Here is a 16,619-nt window from a genome sequence, read left to right on the forward strand (position 1 = left end):
CCTTATCATGACCAAAAGATATGCACTTGCCGATGTAACCGCAGAGCTTGTTTTAGTTGCCCGCGGAGAAAAAAAGGCGGATCTTGTTATTAAAAATGGTCACTTAGTTAATGTATGTACCGCTGAAATTATAAAATGTACCGATGTTGCCATTACACATGGCCGTATTGCACTTGTAGGTGATGCATCTCATACAATAGGTAAAGCTACACAGATAATTGATGCAACTGGCCTTTATATTGCCCCTGGCTTTATGGATGGACACATTCATGTTGAGAGCAGTATGTTATCCGTGAAAGAATATGCTAAAGCAGTTATTCCAAATGGCACAACTTCTATTTTTATGGATCCTCATGAAATCGCTAATGTACTGGGGCTAGAAGGTATCAAACTAATGATCGCAGATGGAATAGATGTACCCTTAAATGTGTATACTACCATGCCAAGCTGCGTACCTGCGACTCCTGGTTTTGAAGATACCGGTGCTATACTTAGTGCAGAGGTGATCGCGGACGCTATGCAGTGGGATACGATTATTGGCCTTGGTGAAATGATGAACGTTCCTGGTGTGCTGCATGTTGATCATCAGGTTCATCGCTCACTTCAAGCTACACTCGCTGCAAACAAGACGATTACTGGCCATTATCCTATGCCGGGTGCTGGCCCAGACCTTAATGCTTATATCGCTGCCGGCTCTCGCTGCTGTCATGAAACAGTCCATGCTGAAGATGTACTTGCTAAAATGCGACTTGGCATGTATGTACAAATACGTGAAGGCTCTGCTTGGCATGATGTTAAAGAAACAATTAAAGCGATTACAGAGCACGCTATTGATACCCGTTTTGCAAACTTAGTCAGTGATGATACGCATCCAGATACTTTGCTGCATTTAGGACATATGAATCATATTATTAGACGCGCTATTGAAGAAGGTGTTAATCCTATCACCGCTATTCAAATGGCTACTATAAATGTCGCTGAGTGTTTTAACCTTAGCCGAGACCTTGGCAGTGTTTCTCCTGGCAAATGGGCAGATATTGTTCTGCTTCGTGATCTTTCTCAGGTGGCGGTAGACAAAGTACTGATTAATGGGGAGCTTGTTGCTTCAGGTGGCAAGATGCAGGTTGAGATTGTTAAATCTGATTATCCTGATTTCGCCAAACATACAATGCATATGCGTAAAAGCTTAACAGCCAAAGACTTTGAGATTATTGCTCCAGCAGACTATAAGACAAATACCATCAATGTTCATGTGATGGCTGTAGCCGATGCTCAAGTAGGCACTAAGCATCAAATAAATACTCTGCCTGTTATAGGCGGTATCGTTCAAAATGATGTAACCCAAGATATTGTTAAAGCGGCTGTTATAGACCGGCACTTAGCAACTGGCAGCATTGGCAAAGGCTTTGTAACGGGGTTTAGGATTAAAGATGGGGCTGTTGCTTCTACAGTAGCTCATGATGCCCATAACCTTTTAGTTTTAGGAACTAACGATGAAGATATGGCTCTGGCGGCTAATACGCTTGCCGAAGCCGGAGGCGGCATGGTAGTTGTGAGAAATGGTCAAATACTAGCTCTTAATCCACTCCCTATTGCAGGACTTATGTCCGACGACAATTTAGAAACAGTTGCAGCCAGAGTGGCTCATATTGATGAGGCATGGAAAGTACTAGGATGCAACATGGAATCTCCTTTTATGACAATGGCCCTTCTGTCTTTAGCAGTGCTTCCCGAGTTGCGCCTTACTAATAAAGGACTTGTAGATACTGTTAACTTTAAACTGATAGATTTATTCGTTTAAAAATACGCTGTTTTTTTGCATGAGTTATCGTGGCAGACCTAAAGGTGTGTCACGGTTTTTTTATGCTCTAAATAGTACCGCTTAAATCAAATAGTTATAAGCCACACCCACATGTAGCAATAATCATGATACTGGCAAAAATAAGTCCTAGAAGTATTATATTTTTAAGAATATTCATCTTAGTTTTTCTTCTATTCCACGTACACAATGCAACCATAATAAGTATGGGTAAAAAGACATAACCATTCATCCATAAAGCTACATTTTTATTCATCCACCATCTTACAATTTCTTCTTTAAAGATATTCATACCAAAAAAACCTGTTGCAAAGGTTGGTATAACTAGCGCAGCACCTATTATGGTCAGTATCTGTACTTTAAACTTAGATTGCGACTGTTCAATTAATGTCGCATATTCATGAACTTCGTCAATCTCAAAATCAAGTTGTTTAAGTTCTTCTTCTATTTTAAGCTGTGTAGAAAGTTTGTCATAAATAAGAGATCCTTGTATATCTTCTGTAACCTCTTTAAAATATAACTGATTAATAAATTGAATATAAATCTCATAGATACTCTCTATCGCTGGTACCAAATCATATTTTGCAAGGGTAGATACCCTTGCTATTTCCGTAGATAAACTAAGCAGCGTTGCCCGTTGCATAATAACAAGTGAAACCAACTGATCATAGAGCTTACTTCTTAATACCTCTTTTGAGATACACATGAGCGAAAAACGACTGATACCATAGATGTTATGTTCACTTTTAAGATAATATATAGACCCCACATGGCCTGGAATATAATCTTCTTGCTGATACATTATTCTTTTATTAATCATCATAAAACTTTCTATTAAGCTATAATTCATTGAGCCGTCTTTCATATCTTCTACAATTTCAGGATTTTTATAAAGACATAGACAAAACATTTGGCTGCCTAAAATGGGTTCTATAAAAAGGCTGTCAGATCTCACCTTATTTTCTTTACACACAAAAGGTTCTCCTAAAATACTCATAATAAGTGGTGTTATTGTAATAGGTTCTTTATGATAGTCCTTATTAAAATATTCTTCTGTTTTATGTTTATCATTAAGCCTAATTTTGATGTATTCTGGAAAAAGTTCTTCTCTTGCTTTTTCGATAGGTAAGATAGGCGGATAAATACATTTGCTGAAACTGTTAATATTTTGAATGTCTTGTGGTGATTCATAACTACTATTGCAAACACTAAGAGATAATATCCCTATTCCTGTTTTATAGATTTTAAGATGTATATTACAAATATTAAGGCTATACTCTTTTCCCTCTGCACTGATAATAAAATGATTATCTTCACTTAGTCCATCATAAGAATAATTACGGACAATAAGCGGTGAACTTCGAAATGTATAAAGTGAGGCACGAACAGGCTTATAAAAATAGACGAACTCGTTATAATCTTTATCTGCTTCTATTGTAGCATAATCAGCTTGCCAGTTTTTCAACCTGTCAAATTGTTTGTTTTCAATCTGTAGATGCTGTAAAAAAAGATAATTATTTTTCTCACTACCAGATTTCCATGTAAACGGAAATAAAAAGATATGCTCACTTATTACATTTTTTTTCATAAAAAAGCATCCTATACCTATTTTTTATATAGAATGCCCTCAATTTTTTTTTTTATCCTCACATACTTTCTTCTACAGCTATTGTTAATTTTTTAGGATTAAGCGCTCTTGCTGTTACTCCCCCTATGACAATCACCCCTCCAATAACTGCATAAAGAGAAGGAACTTCCTTTTGAAGCAGCATAACCCATATAGGATTTAAAAGAGGTTCAATAATAGGTATAAGTACTGCTTCTAGTGCACTTACGTGCTTAATAGCTTTACTATAAAGAATATAAGATAAGCCCAATTGAAATACACCTAACAATAAAATCCCTATTACGCTCTCTGTTGTGAATGTAAGTTGACCCATAAAGGGTAAAGTAACGATACAAGTTACGATATTGCCCCAAAAAATACTTTGCACCGGATCATTATCCCTTTCCATGCGCATGAAAACACTCATCACACCAAAACTAACTCCTGATAAAAGGGCCAATACATCTCCAAGTATATTGCCAACTTTAAGACTATCAATAAAAAATAGTATCATTCCGGCAAAAATAATGCCTATACAAACTACATCTTTTTTATAAACCCGCTCCTTTAATAATCCTATCCCTAATAAAGCTGTATAAATCGGTGCGGTATACTGCAGCAAAATAGCATTGGCTGCGGTTGTCATTTTAGTTGCCATCACAAAAAGAAGCACAGTTGCGGCATAAGATATAACTGCCCCAAGCCTGGCCCACGTAAACTTAAAACTCGGTTTTCCCATAAAAATCAAAATAACAATTGCCGCAATGATACTCCGCATTCCAGCAACTGTAACGCCACTCCACTGAACGCCCTTGATAAGCACCCCTCCTAGACTCCACAAAATCGCAGTTCCTATCAGCAGTAAAATTCCTTTTTGCCTATTATGATTCATAATGCCTCCAATAAGTATGTACTTTTTAGTCCTATACAATATATTCATTATAAGGATAGTTGATACCATTTTCAATATTAAATCCCTGCTTGCTAGTTATTTAAGTTGTTTATCACTGATACACCCTATGCCAAACGCTCCTATTCCTTATTTATTACTATAATGTTATTTCTCAAAATAATTTCACATTAAATAATATCATTAATAAGTTAAATTATAAAATGTGAAATCTATATAAAGTGAAAAAAGGTGGTATAAGTATGCAATACTTATATCACCCTTTTCTTATTGATTATCTATAACCTTTTTAATGAGTATAGATAGGATTAGCAGTTTGTATTATTGTTTGTATTGTTGTTCATTTTATTGTTTGCTTTATTGTTTGTGTTATTGTTTGTGTTATTATTTGTGTTATTGTTTGCATTATTATTTGCATTGTTATTTGAATTTTTAGCCATGATTAATCCTCCTTTCAATTATCCAAGTTAGTAATTTGCATAACTCAATTACAAGGATAGTATTAGCAGCTTAATCATTTTTATACATATATTTTTCAAATTAATAATTTAAACAGTGTGTATTTCAGAAACATTATCCCTTTTAGCGACACTTATTTTTATGTCTTTATCAATAACAATGTTTTTTTCTTCTAATGCCATCTTAGCCGTTAAAAAAGCGAGATCTGGGACATTATTATCTTTACTTAAATGTCCAAGTATTGCCCACTTCATATCTTTATGATAAATATCAGTCAAAACCTCAGCTGCCGCTTCATTATTTAAATGTCCTACATTACTTAAAATACGTTTTTTAAGATAGAATGGATACGTACCAGCCTCTAACATATTAATATCATGATTAAATTCTAGAAGTATGCCGTGAGATCCTTTAAGATGATCTTTAATCCGCTCATCTACAATGCCGATATCTGTTGCAATTGTAATTTTTTTATTGTCGTATAAAAATGCATAACCTACTGGATCTACAGCATCATGATAAATACCATAAGGAAATACACTTAGGTCCTCTACCTCAAAATATTCCTCTTTAGAAATAAATCTAATATTATGCGCTTTAACATTTCCTATCATTTGATCTCCAATGATTTTATCCCATGCTTTATGTGTGGCATAGATAGGCGTATCGTACTTTCTGCTAAAAATACCTACGCCTTTAATATGATCAATATGCTCATGTGTAATAAAAACACCCTGTATATCATAAGGATTAACACCAAGTTCAGCAAGTCCAAGAACTGCCTTCTTGCCACTAATGCCAACATCTATTAAAAACATCTTGCTTCCCGCCTGTAAAAAGGTACAATTGCCGCTGCTTCCACTCGCAATAGTACATAACTTAAAATCCATAGTCAGCTTCCTCCACATGTCCTGTCGTTTCTTATTTAATTGCTATTACTATAACATATTTAGCTACTTTCGTCCAAATAAATCATTTCTTTAATATTGCTTTTTCATCATAAATATGCAATAATCTTAATAAAATATCATTATTTTACATATATTGATTTTTCCACAAATAGAGTATATGTAACAAGGTAGGAGGTACAATTTTGAAACTTAATTACCTGCTTAACAAATCTTTAAAATCTCATTCTGAGCAAGTTTTTGAAGGGATTTCAAGAGGCAGAAAAAAAGCATTAGACACTTGGTTTAAAGACACTTGGGTAGCTTTGGAGCTTACACGAGATACGATTTTAGCTTATTTTAATCAAAATGATCTAAATTACGATGAAATCACTGCAATTCTATTAACTAAAGCTGAACAATTTAAAGATTTTACAGAACTTTTCCTCATTAATCAAGAAGGTAAAGTTTATGCCTCTACTTATCAAAAAAATATTGGTACATATATGAATACTCTCCCCAATTATATCAGCGGTATAGCCCATAAACCACTTATGTATGGCCCTTATATTGATGAATGTACGCTTAAAATCGGGAAATTTAATTCTACTTTTTCAGATGAAGTTACACTGATGTTCTCATTACCTTTTAAAAATGATAATACTGGCAGAACCTCTATACTGTGTGGCAGAATTCCTAATGATGTAATGAGCGATATTATTCAAGATGAGGATACCCATATCTATAAGGATTCAGGGGACAACTACTTGTTTATGGTAAAATCTAATAGAGGTATTGCGCCTGGAACCGCTATTTCAAGAAGCCGCTTTGAAGATAATACTTTTACTTTAGGAGAAAATTTAAAACAAGGTATCAAAACAAAGCGCTGGGGTGTCATTCAAATTAAGAAGCATACTGAATTTGAAATAATATTTAATGACCCAGCTACTGGTGGACTTCATCCCGGTGTTAATAATACTATTAAAAATGGTGAAAACTTAGATTGCTGGCCGGGATACCCCGACTACAGACATATTCCAGTCGGCGGAAAAGGTATTCTTATTACGCCACCCCACTCTGAAGAAATATGGGGCATGATGTGTGAGGGCGATATCGCTGAAATCTACAATTTTTCGAGTTTAAGTTTAAAAATCCCTGTTATAAGCGGCTTAACTAGCGGCATTTTACTCTTTGGAAACTATTTATTTTCCTATTTTAATAATGATTTTGAACTTGCAAGATTAGGTCTTATCTGGCTGTTAATGATACTAACAACTTCCTATATTGTTAAAAAGTTAGTTACTTCACCGTTAAATAAAACCATTACTATCTTACAGCAAATCGCAGAAGGTGAGGGTGATCTCACGATAAGAGTCGATAAAGCTTCAAAAGATGAAATCGGTGAGCTTTCCAGATGGTTTAATAAATTTATCAATAATCAAATGAGCTTAATTAAGCGCATCGGAAGTGCTTCAACAGAGGCAAAAAACTCTGCCAAGGGTCTTTCTACAATGACTGAAAGTGTAAAAGAAAACACAAATGTTATTGAAACATCTGTATCTTATTTTATTAAGAACTTTGAGAAACAAAATAAAATATTTCAGACTGCAGAGGAAAAATTTAGCCTTATCTCCAACTCCATTAAAGATGTCAAAGAACTCATAAATGATGTTAATACTAAAACGCAGAATACTAATGAACATGCGCTTGCCAATACTGAATCTTCAAAAAAAGTTCTTGCTACTGTTAACGAACTAGAAGCCACTATGCATGATACACTCCAAAGTATTATTGTACTTCAAAAATATTCAGAAGAAATTAGCCAAGTTACAAATTTAATTAGTTCCATTAGCAAACAAACAAAGTTGCTTGCTCTTAATGCCTCAATTGAATCAGCTCGTGCTGGAGAGGCAGGCCGTGGTTTCGCAGTTGTAGCAAGTGAAATTTCAAAACTCGCAGTTGAATCCAGTGAGGCTACAGAATCTATCTCTAACCTTATTTCTTCAGTTCAAAGTGAAACTCAAAATACAATCCAAAATGTTGAAAACATCGGCCTTAAGGTAGAGGAAGAAAGTACCATTGTGAAATCTTCAATCGCTACTTTTAACAAAATCCAAGAGGATATTTCAAGTGTAACCGGCAATGTACAGTCAATTTCCGACTTAATTAAAATTCAGGCAGATGAAATCAATGAAATTTCCTTAAATATTCAAGAAACTGCGGCTATTCTAGATAAAAACACATTGAAGAGTGCAAACAGAAGTGAAACAGCTTTAGAGTTGGTACAATCAATACTCACCCAAACCTCTCAGGTAGAACAAGTTTCCAAAGTACTCTCACACTCATCTGAAAATCTTAATGATACTGTAACTGCTTTTAAATGCAAATAATTAAAATGACAGGACTTAGCTAAGTCCTGTCATTTTAATTATTTATGCATTTTCAATGGATACCTTTTTATTTTCATTACATATAATCTGCCTAGGCACTTGAGATAAGTTTGTGTTTAAAATAACTTTTCCCCCCCAAAGGGTTTGAATGTACTTAAGCGTTTCTGTTGCATAAGATAAATTAAGTTCTCTTTCATCATACACATGGGTGAGAATTAAACAATTTTCACTTTTCCTTATGTCTTTTACTTGTATCGACGGTATGCCTCCTATCCCAATAGTCTCCGCTAAAGTATTTCTGATCTTTTTCCAACCTAAATCATCGGATACTTCTGAAACGATATAATACCTTTCTTCTTCTTCAAATTCACACAGATTGCTTTCCGCAGCTAATTCATAAGTTAAATAGCTTCTGATAAATGAGGCATCTCTTTCCGTTGCGCGTATAGCCGCTAATTTTTCAAAATTTCCTTCATATTTATTATACAGACTCTGCCATATTTTAAATCCCAAAAAGTATGGATTCAAACTTCCTGGTCTTTGGCAAATAACGTTGTTATGCACTTTATAAAACTCTATTTGCATCCCTTTACTTAGACTTAGTTCATTAAGTATGTTATAATGCCAAAAAGTTGCCCATCCTTCATTCATAACTTTAGTTTCAATTTGAGGTAAAAAATAACGGCTTTCTTCCATAACAATACTCATAATATCTTTTTGCCAGTCCTCTAAGCGGCCATATCTCATTAGGAAATCCAGTACGTTTTCATAAGGATACTCTATTTTAGGATAAAAATCATAATCATAATTGACCTTGCAAAAAGCGCCGCAATGATATTTAATCGAATGGGCAGCATCTAATACTTTTTCTACCTCATTGTAACCTATACTTGGATCTTTGATGTATGTTCTTATTCTTGCTGCATGGTTTTTAAACTTTTCGAGTGTTAATTTTGCATTGGTATACTCTTTAAAAAGCCTATTATTTTTAAAAAAATCATTATGTCCATAAACGTGTGCTATTGTTAAAACTTGTAAGAGTAAGGTATTGTCTTTCATGAGATAAGCTATACACGGATCTGAGTTAATGACCATTTCATAAGGTAACCCCGCTAAGTTATACTTATAAGCCATCTTTAGCTTTTCATAATTCTTGCCATAGCTCCAGTGGGGATAATGGGCCGGCATCCCTACATATGCTTCATAACATAACATGTCTTCAAAACTTATTATTTCGAATTCCTGCGGGTAATAACTAAGACCTATGTGTCTTGCAATCTCTTCGATTCTTTCATTATATTGTTCTAAATCCTTTAGAGTATAATTCATGCTTGGTTTTCACCCCCCGAGGTCGAACGCTCTACGCTTAGCATATCAACAAATGCAGTCCATACATCTTCTTTTTTTAATATTTTTACAGTTGTGAAGTTAGGTCTATTCACATCTTCATAGTATCTATTCATAATAGTACTTGTATAAGTACTTGTTTTTATTTCTCCATAGCCAAATAAGTTGCATACACCACATAGCTTATTAGCAAGTTCTACAGCCTTATCATTGTCTTCACCCCAGTTATCTCCATCACTGCAGTGAAAAGCATATACATTCCAGTTGCTTGGATGATATCTTTCTTCAATGATATCAAGCGCTTTTTGATAGCCACTACTAATATACGTTCCACCGCTTTCTCCGCGATGGAAGAAGTCATTTTCACTAACCTCCTTAGCAACTGTAGTATGTGCAATAAAAACAATCTCTACATGTATATATTTGATAATTAGAAATTGATAAAGCAGAAAGTAGAAGCTTCTGGCTAAATATTTTTTGGTCTGTCCCATAGAGCCTGAAGTATCCATGATGCATAGTACAACCGCATTGGAATCTCTTTTTAACTTGGGTTTTTTATAAAAATATTTAAGGTCCTCTTGATGAAAAGGATTTCTATCTTCTTGCAAAATCTCTTTACTTTTTAGATTTGAATAGGTTGTATCTATTATATGTTGCTGTCTTTTTTGACGTTTTATTTTTTCCATTACAGTGTGTTTCTTAGACAATCTGCATCTTGATCCTTTATCTCTTACCCCTGATCTTTTTGAACCATACTGCGTCTCTATTTCATTAAATTTTTTATGTTGTAAGTAGGGCAGATTGAGGTCTTCAAATAGAAAATGAATGGCGTCTTCTATAGTAATTTCTGTTTCATAAATATCTTCGCCTTCCTCATTACCTGCACCATCCCCACTGCCCCCTTTTCCATAATCTCCTTTTGATATTTTTTTGCCTTTTTCTTCTTCACCACTGCCTGCTACAACTGCCTTTTGGTTTTTACCATATTTAAAATAATACTCTTTGAGCCCTTTTATTGGGATTTTAATTTTTTTATTTTTGCTTTTGCCAATAATGCTCTCTTCTGAAATAATGCTACCTATATTATCTTTAATACTCTTTTCTACAAGCTCTTTGTGCCTTCTTCTATCTTCAACACTGCGATCTCTGCTATTAGGTTGAAATTCTTTAAATATTGTACCCATAAAGTTGCACCTAATCTTTCCATAAGTTATTAGCAGCGTATTTTAAGATAACATTACAGCAGTGATCACAGTATCCATTGTTTTTCATTTCATCAACCATCGCATCGTATTTACTACTTTGTTCATTATTACGGACTTTACTTTGTGTAATAATTCTTGAGAGTTCTCTTACAGAAGAAGTTAGTTTTTTCTCAATAGCTTCTTTAAGAGGTTCATAACAATTATACTCAACCTTTCCGCCATTTCTAATAATAGAAAACATATAAGACGTCACATCCTGCCTAAAACCTTTAGCACCTGCTTGCGTTATCCCTAATTGTTCTTCAATAGAACGCATAAATTCTTCATCTGGGTTTAAATCTTCTCCAGTATTGACATCTTTAATTTTTGTTTTATTCGCATACGCTTCAGCATGATCTAGATAATTGTTAAATAAATCTTCTGCTTGTTCTTTATAGCCATGAATAAAAGCTTTAGTCACTTCTTTTTCTAACATCTTGTGATATTCCTTTTTGATAGTGTCTTGTAAAAAAGCTAAATACTTCTTCTTAATTTCATCTGAAATAGTCATTTCTTTAATTTCTTTTGTAAGTACATCCATAAGTCCTATAGGGTTAATACAATCATGTTCTGATTCTGAAAGAGCCGTGTCAATTGCTTTTGATATAAAACGGGTAGATAAACCTGTCATGCCCTCTCTTTCTGCTTCCTCCTTAAGCTCAAAAATATCAATGCGCTTGGTGGTACCTTTCTCAATAATCTCCTCACCATTATAGATCTTAAGTTTAGTGAGAGGATCGACCTTAGTGGATGGTGAAAGTCTTGATAAAATGGCAAACATTGATGCTATTTCTAAAGTATGTGGTGCCATATGAGATTTAAACTTAGAACTTCTTAACATTTTTTCATAGATTTTTATTTCTTCACTAAGTTCCAAGCAATAAGGCACTTCTACCTTAACAATACGGTCTAATATCGCTTCATTTGTATGGTCAGATTTAAACTTATTCCATTCTGCTTCATTAGAATGTGCAAGAATGACCCCATCAAAATAAATCATTGCATTCTTTCCTGGAGACGGGATACTCTTTTCTTGGGTTGCCGTGATCATAGTATGTAGATATTCTACATCGTTTTTAAATACCTCAATAAATTCTACAAGACCTCTGTTGCCTACATTAAAGGCACCATTAAGTGAAAGAACTCTTGGATCATCTTCAGGATAAAGGTCCATCTTGGAAATATCTATTGAGCCTATTAAAACAGAAGTATCTTGATTATTAGGATCAACTGGCGGCACTACACCAATACCTTTCCTTGATCTAATTGAAAAATCAGTTTGAACTACAGGGAATTTCTCATATTCGCCGGAAAACTCATTAATAAGCCTATATTTACACGCTGGACATAAATCGCCTTCTATTTTAACGTCTAATGCGTCTTCTACTGATTTTCTTAGATGCTTAGGAATAAGATGAAGCGGTTCCTCTCTCATAGGACATCCTTCTAAGGCATAAATGGGGGGGCTATCTTCAAGAAGTCCTTTAATGGCATCAATAATTGAAGATTTTCCTGCACCTACTGGACCAACTAGGTAAAGCACCTGTCTTGATTCCTCACCTTTCATCGCAGCTGAATAAAAATACCTCACAATCTTCATCAGTGTATAATCAATGCCATAAAAATTTTGTTTGAAAAAATTATACTTTTTAATAACATCTTTACCGTATATTCTCATAAGCCTTGCATCTTCTTCTGTCTTAACCATCTCAACCCCGGATTTAACTAATAAGTGATACATACGCTCATGCGCCAGTTGATATAGCGTACGATCTTCTTCAAGAATATTTAAATATTCAAGGAAACTCCCTCGAAATCCGGCTGCCTTTCTTTCTTTTCGATCCTCTAATATTAGTTTGGAAAAATCTAACATGTATTTTTCACTCCTTTGCGAAGGATAACTCTCTTTAAAAATATATGGTGACCTTTATGAATACATGATAATTTTTTAGCTTATTTATGTACATTTGCATATTAACTCTAAATAAGCACAAAATAATACTATCTTTAAGAAAGAAGGTGAGGAGTAATGCATTTAAATCCATATTATGCCACAATGCTTGATTACTATGAAGATGAAGATGATATGTGTGATCAGTTAGGCATACGCTTAAGTGACATTTATACCGACGATGACTGGGTTTAAAGCAAAAAGCAGTAGGGAAGCTCCTACTGCTTTTATCGATTATAATAAAAATCATTATATGCTTTAACATCATCTAGCTTATAAAATTTCTCACCATTTAAATCTTCTATCATTCCTATCTTTGAAAGAGGTACTTTTTTAAAAAAAGTACTCATGTACTGTTTAGATAAGTAAAGATCCTCATCAAACTGTGCGGCAACAATATCATATTTTATATAAAGTGAACTTTGTCTTTTAGCATGAATTTCTTCTATTTCATCTAAAAAAATATCATTTTTAAAAGCTTGCTTCATATACTCTGTTAATTGCTTTTGAGATGTGATACGATAATCATCTGCACCATTTTTAACAACCTCTCCCATATCCACATCTATATACAAAACGCTTTTGATGCGGGGATATAAGCTAAGTACTTTATTATAGATAACGTGCAGTTTATTTTGTGCATCATTAAGCGTGTACGTATGATCTATTGTTGAAAAATGTGAAATAGCAAGTCCAGAAATCATCATAGGCTTCGACTTTTGAAAATTTTTGTACCAAAAATCAATATCCTCTATATAGGTTGATTCGTAGGGGAGCTTATCTTTATATCTTGGAATATATATATTTATACCTACCCAGTCTACAAGCTCCTCTCCCGGATAATATAACGGCATATCATAGAGCCTACTACTATCTACACTCCATACTATAACTGCATCATCTAGGTATTTATGAATAATTTCATGCGCTCTTTGGAAAGTTTCTTTATAGACAATAGGCTGCGATATCTTACTTGTTAGTGGAAATAGTTCTATAAAAATTGGGACACTGTAAGATGCATTAATATCTGAAATCATACGATAAAGAGAAGTTAAATCAAAATCATTGCCTAAAAGAAGTTTAATATAAGGAACTTTTCTTTGCGCCATACACTTTAAAATTTCTTGTGAAGAAAGCCCTTCTCCCATTGTATATTGAAAGACTTTAAATGTCTGGCGCTGACCTACAATTTTTTCAAATGTAGTAATATCACCCTCAATATTTTTATTTTTTTCAACGTAAGCGCCTAAATAAACGCCTTCTTCTGGTTCATACAAACCAAGCTTAATATTCTGTTTGATATAAAGCTCTATAGGCGTATTTTTTTTGCTTTGTTCATTAACACTTACTGGATTATCGTTGTATTTATTTTCCTCTGTACATCCTGTAAAACTTATTAAAAGTATCAGAAGCATAAAAAGAATAATTCCTTTAGAGATAATTTTTTTCATCATGATCACCTCATAGGAATTATGGTCAATTTATGTTATTTATATACAGGTTAAGCCTCATTTAAGTACTTTTGCAGGGTTTTTAAATAATGAATATACCTGCCGCCTTCAATAGGTATTAAGTAGTTCCTATCAAATAAATCATAGGCTATAGACTTTTTACCCCCTCTAACCGCATTTTCATAATAAGTGTCCAATGTTGTAATATCAATAAAGAAATATTCTTCATGCTTTTTAAAATAGACTACCAGGAAAGCCTCTCCTCCTTGTTTTTTAAAATCTTTCATGAAATCTATCTGATGCTTATGGATATTATTAATGGGCAAAAAATTCTTACTTGTTTCTTTAGCATCAAAACATATAGCTATCCCTTGGATAACCCCCACATAGTCAACGGTACTTTTCTGTTCAAAGTAAGCAAGGGTAATAACTCTTTTTTCTTTATCAATTGTAATTGGTTTAATGGGCGTCGGAATTTTCTGTACAACACCGAGGTTTTTCTGCCGATATAATTCATTAGTGATATTAACCATTTCTTCAAGTCCGCTACCTCTTAGGCCTCTCGTATTCCAATATCCCATTATTTTTCCTCTTTTCTTGATTTTTTGTAAAATATTGGTTAAAATTAATTAAGCAGTTTATACTTCATTTTAGGGGGGATTTTATTGAGTTATTTGTTTTTTTTAATATATTGTATAAAGACTAAGTTTAGATTCTTTTTATGGTCAAATGAAAAGAAAGCTATCATTTTAGAAAAATATAAACTCTACTTTTGGGCTGGTATTTTTTATAAGGAACTTAAAAACTATTCTAAAGCTGCTGATTGCTTTGAACTTGCCCATGCCTATCCTCACCTTATCCTAGTTTATCAAAAATTAGGCTTATATTCAAAGGCCATTGAACTCGCCGATCAAAAAAAATACTATAAAAAAGGTGCATTGCTCTGTGAAAAAATAAAAAATGTGAAAAAGGCTGCCTACTTTTATGCCTATTTCAAACCCTTATATGCAGCAAGACTTTATAAAAATGAGCAGTTTTTCTATGAAGCAGGTCAGTGCTATCTTAATGCCCATCAGTATTCAAGTGCCCTTGAATGCTTCAGCTATTGTAAAGACAGCTCCAAAAAAAATGAGGGCCTTAGACAACTTGAAGAATTTTCCACTGTACTATATTTTACGAAACACTATGAAGACGCTTTTAAATTATTTGTTAAATTGCGTGATTATTACTCTGCTCTCGAATGTGCAAAAAAACTAAAGATAGATACTCTTATTCGTCAAATGCATCTTTTAATAAGCAGTTTTGAAGCAGAAAATAAAAATTATATTTTAGCTGCAAAATATATCGAACCTTATGATAAAAATAAAGCGCTTCTTTACTATTATCTCGGACAAGCAAAATCAGAAGCAATTCGCGTATTACTGGAGCTTAATAATTATGAAAAGGCTTTTAACCTATGTATTCATCATAATGATCTAGACTTAGCTTATAAACTTGCTACAGCCTACCATATTCCCCTTACTCCCGCTTTAAATTAGCTCCAATATAAAAGGTTATAGCTAGTTTAAAGCTTAGCTATAACCTATAAAAGACTTTCTCCTTTACATATTTTTGAATAAGCAGGAGGAGCTGGAACTGTAAAAACCCTGTTTTGCAGATAAGAAAAAGGCCCTGTACAAAGTTCAAATTTTATCTTGTAAGCACATAAGATTTGATACTTCAAATCATATCTATCTTTAAAATATTTATTCTCTAAGGCATCCCCATATTTAGGGTCTCCAATGATCGGATGTCCTATTTGGCTTAGATGTGCTCGTATTTGATGGGTCTTTCCTGTTACGAGCTGAACTTCAACTAATGTATATCTGCCATTTGTCTTAAGCGGTAAAATTCTTGTTTCTACAGGTTTAGCGCCCTCTACAAAATGGTTAGAAATGCTTACTTCATTTTTGCCTTCTTGTTTGAAATGATAACCTTTTAAAATAATAGGGGATGTTATCATCCCTAGCACAATACTCATATAATACTTGGAAATCTGCTTAGTTTTGAGCATCTGACTCAGACTTTGAGTCGCCATCAGATTTTTACCTACAAGTACAATCCCCGCTGTATTGCGATCAAGTCTATTGCATGGTGCAGGCGTAAAACCTTTTGAGATGACTGGATCATAACTTTTATTCTCCATGAGATAACTCAGCACTTCATCAGCCAAGCTATGCCCTGTACTTGTATCTTTTTGTGTTAAAAGCCCCATGGGTTTATCCACAATAAGAATATTGTCATCTTCATAAACTGTTTTAAAGCTGATAGCTACCTTTTCTATTTTCTTCTGTACTGTAAACTCTTCAAACTGTTCCTCAGTAAAAAAAATATTAATTAGATCACTTTCTTTTAAAATTTCATTTCCCTGTGGCTTTTTAGAATTATATTTTATTTTTTTAGTACGTATGGCACGATATATAAAACTTTTTGGACACTTACTTAAATATTTCATTAGGAATTTATCGAGTCTTTGGTTTGCTTCAATAGGTGATATCGTTATTTGTCTCATTCAT

General features: G+C 33.8%; 13 protein-coding genes. 3 read left to right on the forward strand and 10 right to left on the reverse strand.

Annotated features, from left to right (window positions below):
• Positions 1-7: 7 nt before the first annotated feature.
• Positions 8-1,801 (forward strand): adenine deaminase, encoded by a 1,794-nt coding sequence (gene ade, locus BN3326_RS05770; protein ID WP_069998145.1) that lies wholly within the window; start codon positions 8-10, stop codon positions 1,799-1,801.
• Positions 1,802-1,895: 94 nt separating this feature from the next.
• Here ade and BN3326_RS05775 read toward each other — a convergent pair whose 3' ends face one another.
• The 4 genes from BN3326_RS05775 to BN3326_RS05785 all read right to left on the reverse strand — a co-directional run bounded on the left by BN3326_RS05775 (position 1,896) and on the right by BN3326_RS05785 (position 5,684).
• Positions 1,896-3,407, reverse strand: coding sequence for a magnesium transporter CorA family protein (locus BN3326_RS05775; RefSeq protein WP_069998146.1), 1,512 nt, complete (start codon positions 3,405-3,407; stop codon positions 1,896-1,898).
• A gap of 58 nt (positions 3,408-3,465) precedes the next feature.
• Entirely contained in the window at positions 3,466-4,317 is an 852-nt protein-coding gene (locus BN3326_RS05780) for a DMT family transporter (protein ID WP_069998147.1), read from the reverse strand.
• A 326-nt stretch (positions 4,318-4,643) separates the two neighbouring features.
• Positions 4,644-4,775 carry a hypothetical protein gene (locus tag BN3326_RS22515; protein WP_255363178.1) on the reverse strand — a complete coding sequence of 44 codons (132 nt, stop codon included), beginning with the start codon at positions 4,773-4,775 and terminating at the stop codon, positions 4,644-4,646.
• A 108-nt stretch (positions 4,776-4,883) separates the two neighbouring features.
• Positions 4,884-5,684, reverse strand: a complete 801-nt coding sequence (locus tag BN3326_RS05785) for an MBL fold metallo-hydrolase (protein ID WP_069998148.1) — start codon at positions 5,682-5,684, stop codon at positions 4,884-4,886.
• Between the two features lie 203 nt (positions 5,685-5,887).
• Between BN3326_RS05785 and BN3326_RS05790 the strand changes: the two genes are divergently transcribed.
• The gene (locus BN3326_RS05790; protein WP_242875945.1) at positions 5,888-8,071 is read left to right on the forward strand and encodes a methyl-accepting chemotaxis protein; all 2,184 of its coding nucleotides are present in this window, start codon (positions 5,888-5,890) and stop codon (positions 8,069-8,071) included.
• A 42-nt stretch (positions 8,072-8,113) separates the two neighbouring features.
• Here the strand turns inward: BN3326_RS05790 and BN3326_RS05795 are convergent, their stop codons facing one another.
• The 5 genes from BN3326_RS05795 to BN3326_RS05815 form a co-directional block, all read right to left on the reverse strand.
• Positions 8,114-9,400: a SpoVR family protein gene (locus BN3326_RS05795; RefSeq protein WP_069998150.1), complete on the reverse strand. Its 1,287-nt coding sequence runs from the start codon at positions 9,398-9,400 to the stop codon at positions 8,114-8,116.
• The gene (yhbH, locus tag BN3326_RS05800) at positions 9,397-10,602 is read right to left on the reverse strand and encodes a sporulation protein YhbH (protein WP_069998151.1); all 1,206 of its coding nucleotides are present in this window, start codon (positions 10,600-10,602) and stop codon (positions 9,397-9,399) included. Before yhbH ends, BN3326_RS05795 begins: the two co-directional genes overlap by 4 nt.
• 10 nt (positions 10,603-10,612) lie before the next feature.
• The gene (locus tag BN3326_RS05805; protein WP_069998152.1) at positions 10,613-12,535 is read right to left on the reverse strand and encodes a PrkA family serine protein kinase; all 1,923 of its coding nucleotides are present in this window, start codon (positions 12,533-12,535) and stop codon (positions 10,613-10,615) included.
• Between the two features lie 305 nt (positions 12,536-12,840).
• Positions 12,841-14,064: a glycosyl hydrolase gene (locus BN3326_RS05810; protein WP_069998153.1), complete on the reverse strand. Its 1,224-nt coding sequence runs from the start codon at positions 14,062-14,064 to the stop codon at positions 12,841-12,843.
• 50 nt (positions 14,065-14,114) lie between these two features.
• Entirely contained in the window at positions 14,115-14,645 is a 531-nt protein-coding gene (locus BN3326_RS05815; protein ID WP_069998154.1) for a Holliday junction resolvase RecU, read from the reverse strand.
• An 84-nt stretch (positions 14,646-14,729) separates the two neighbouring features.
• Here BN3326_RS05815 and BN3326_RS05820 point away from each other — a divergent pair, with 84 nt between their 5' ends.
• Positions 14,730-15,602: a hypothetical protein gene (locus tag BN3326_RS05820; RefSeq protein ID WP_069998155.1), complete on the forward strand. Its 873-nt coding sequence runs from the start codon at positions 14,730-14,732 to the stop codon at positions 15,600-15,602.
• Positions 15,603-15,646: 44 nt separating this feature from the next.
• Here BN3326_RS05820 and BN3326_RS05825 read toward each other — a convergent pair whose 3' ends face one another.
• Positions 15,647-16,615 carry an RluA family pseudouridine synthase gene (locus tag BN3326_RS05825; RefSeq protein ID WP_069998156.1) on the reverse strand — a complete coding sequence of 323 codons (969 nt, stop codon included), beginning with the start codon at positions 16,613-16,615 and terminating at the stop codon, positions 15,647-15,649.
• Positions 16,616-16,619 lie beyond the last annotated feature (4 nt).

This window comes from Cellulosilyticum sp. I15G10I2 (assembly GCF_900095725.1).
In the GTDB taxonomy this organism is placed as follows: Bacteria; Bacillota; Clostridia; order Lachnospirales; family Cellulosilyticaceae; genus FMMP01.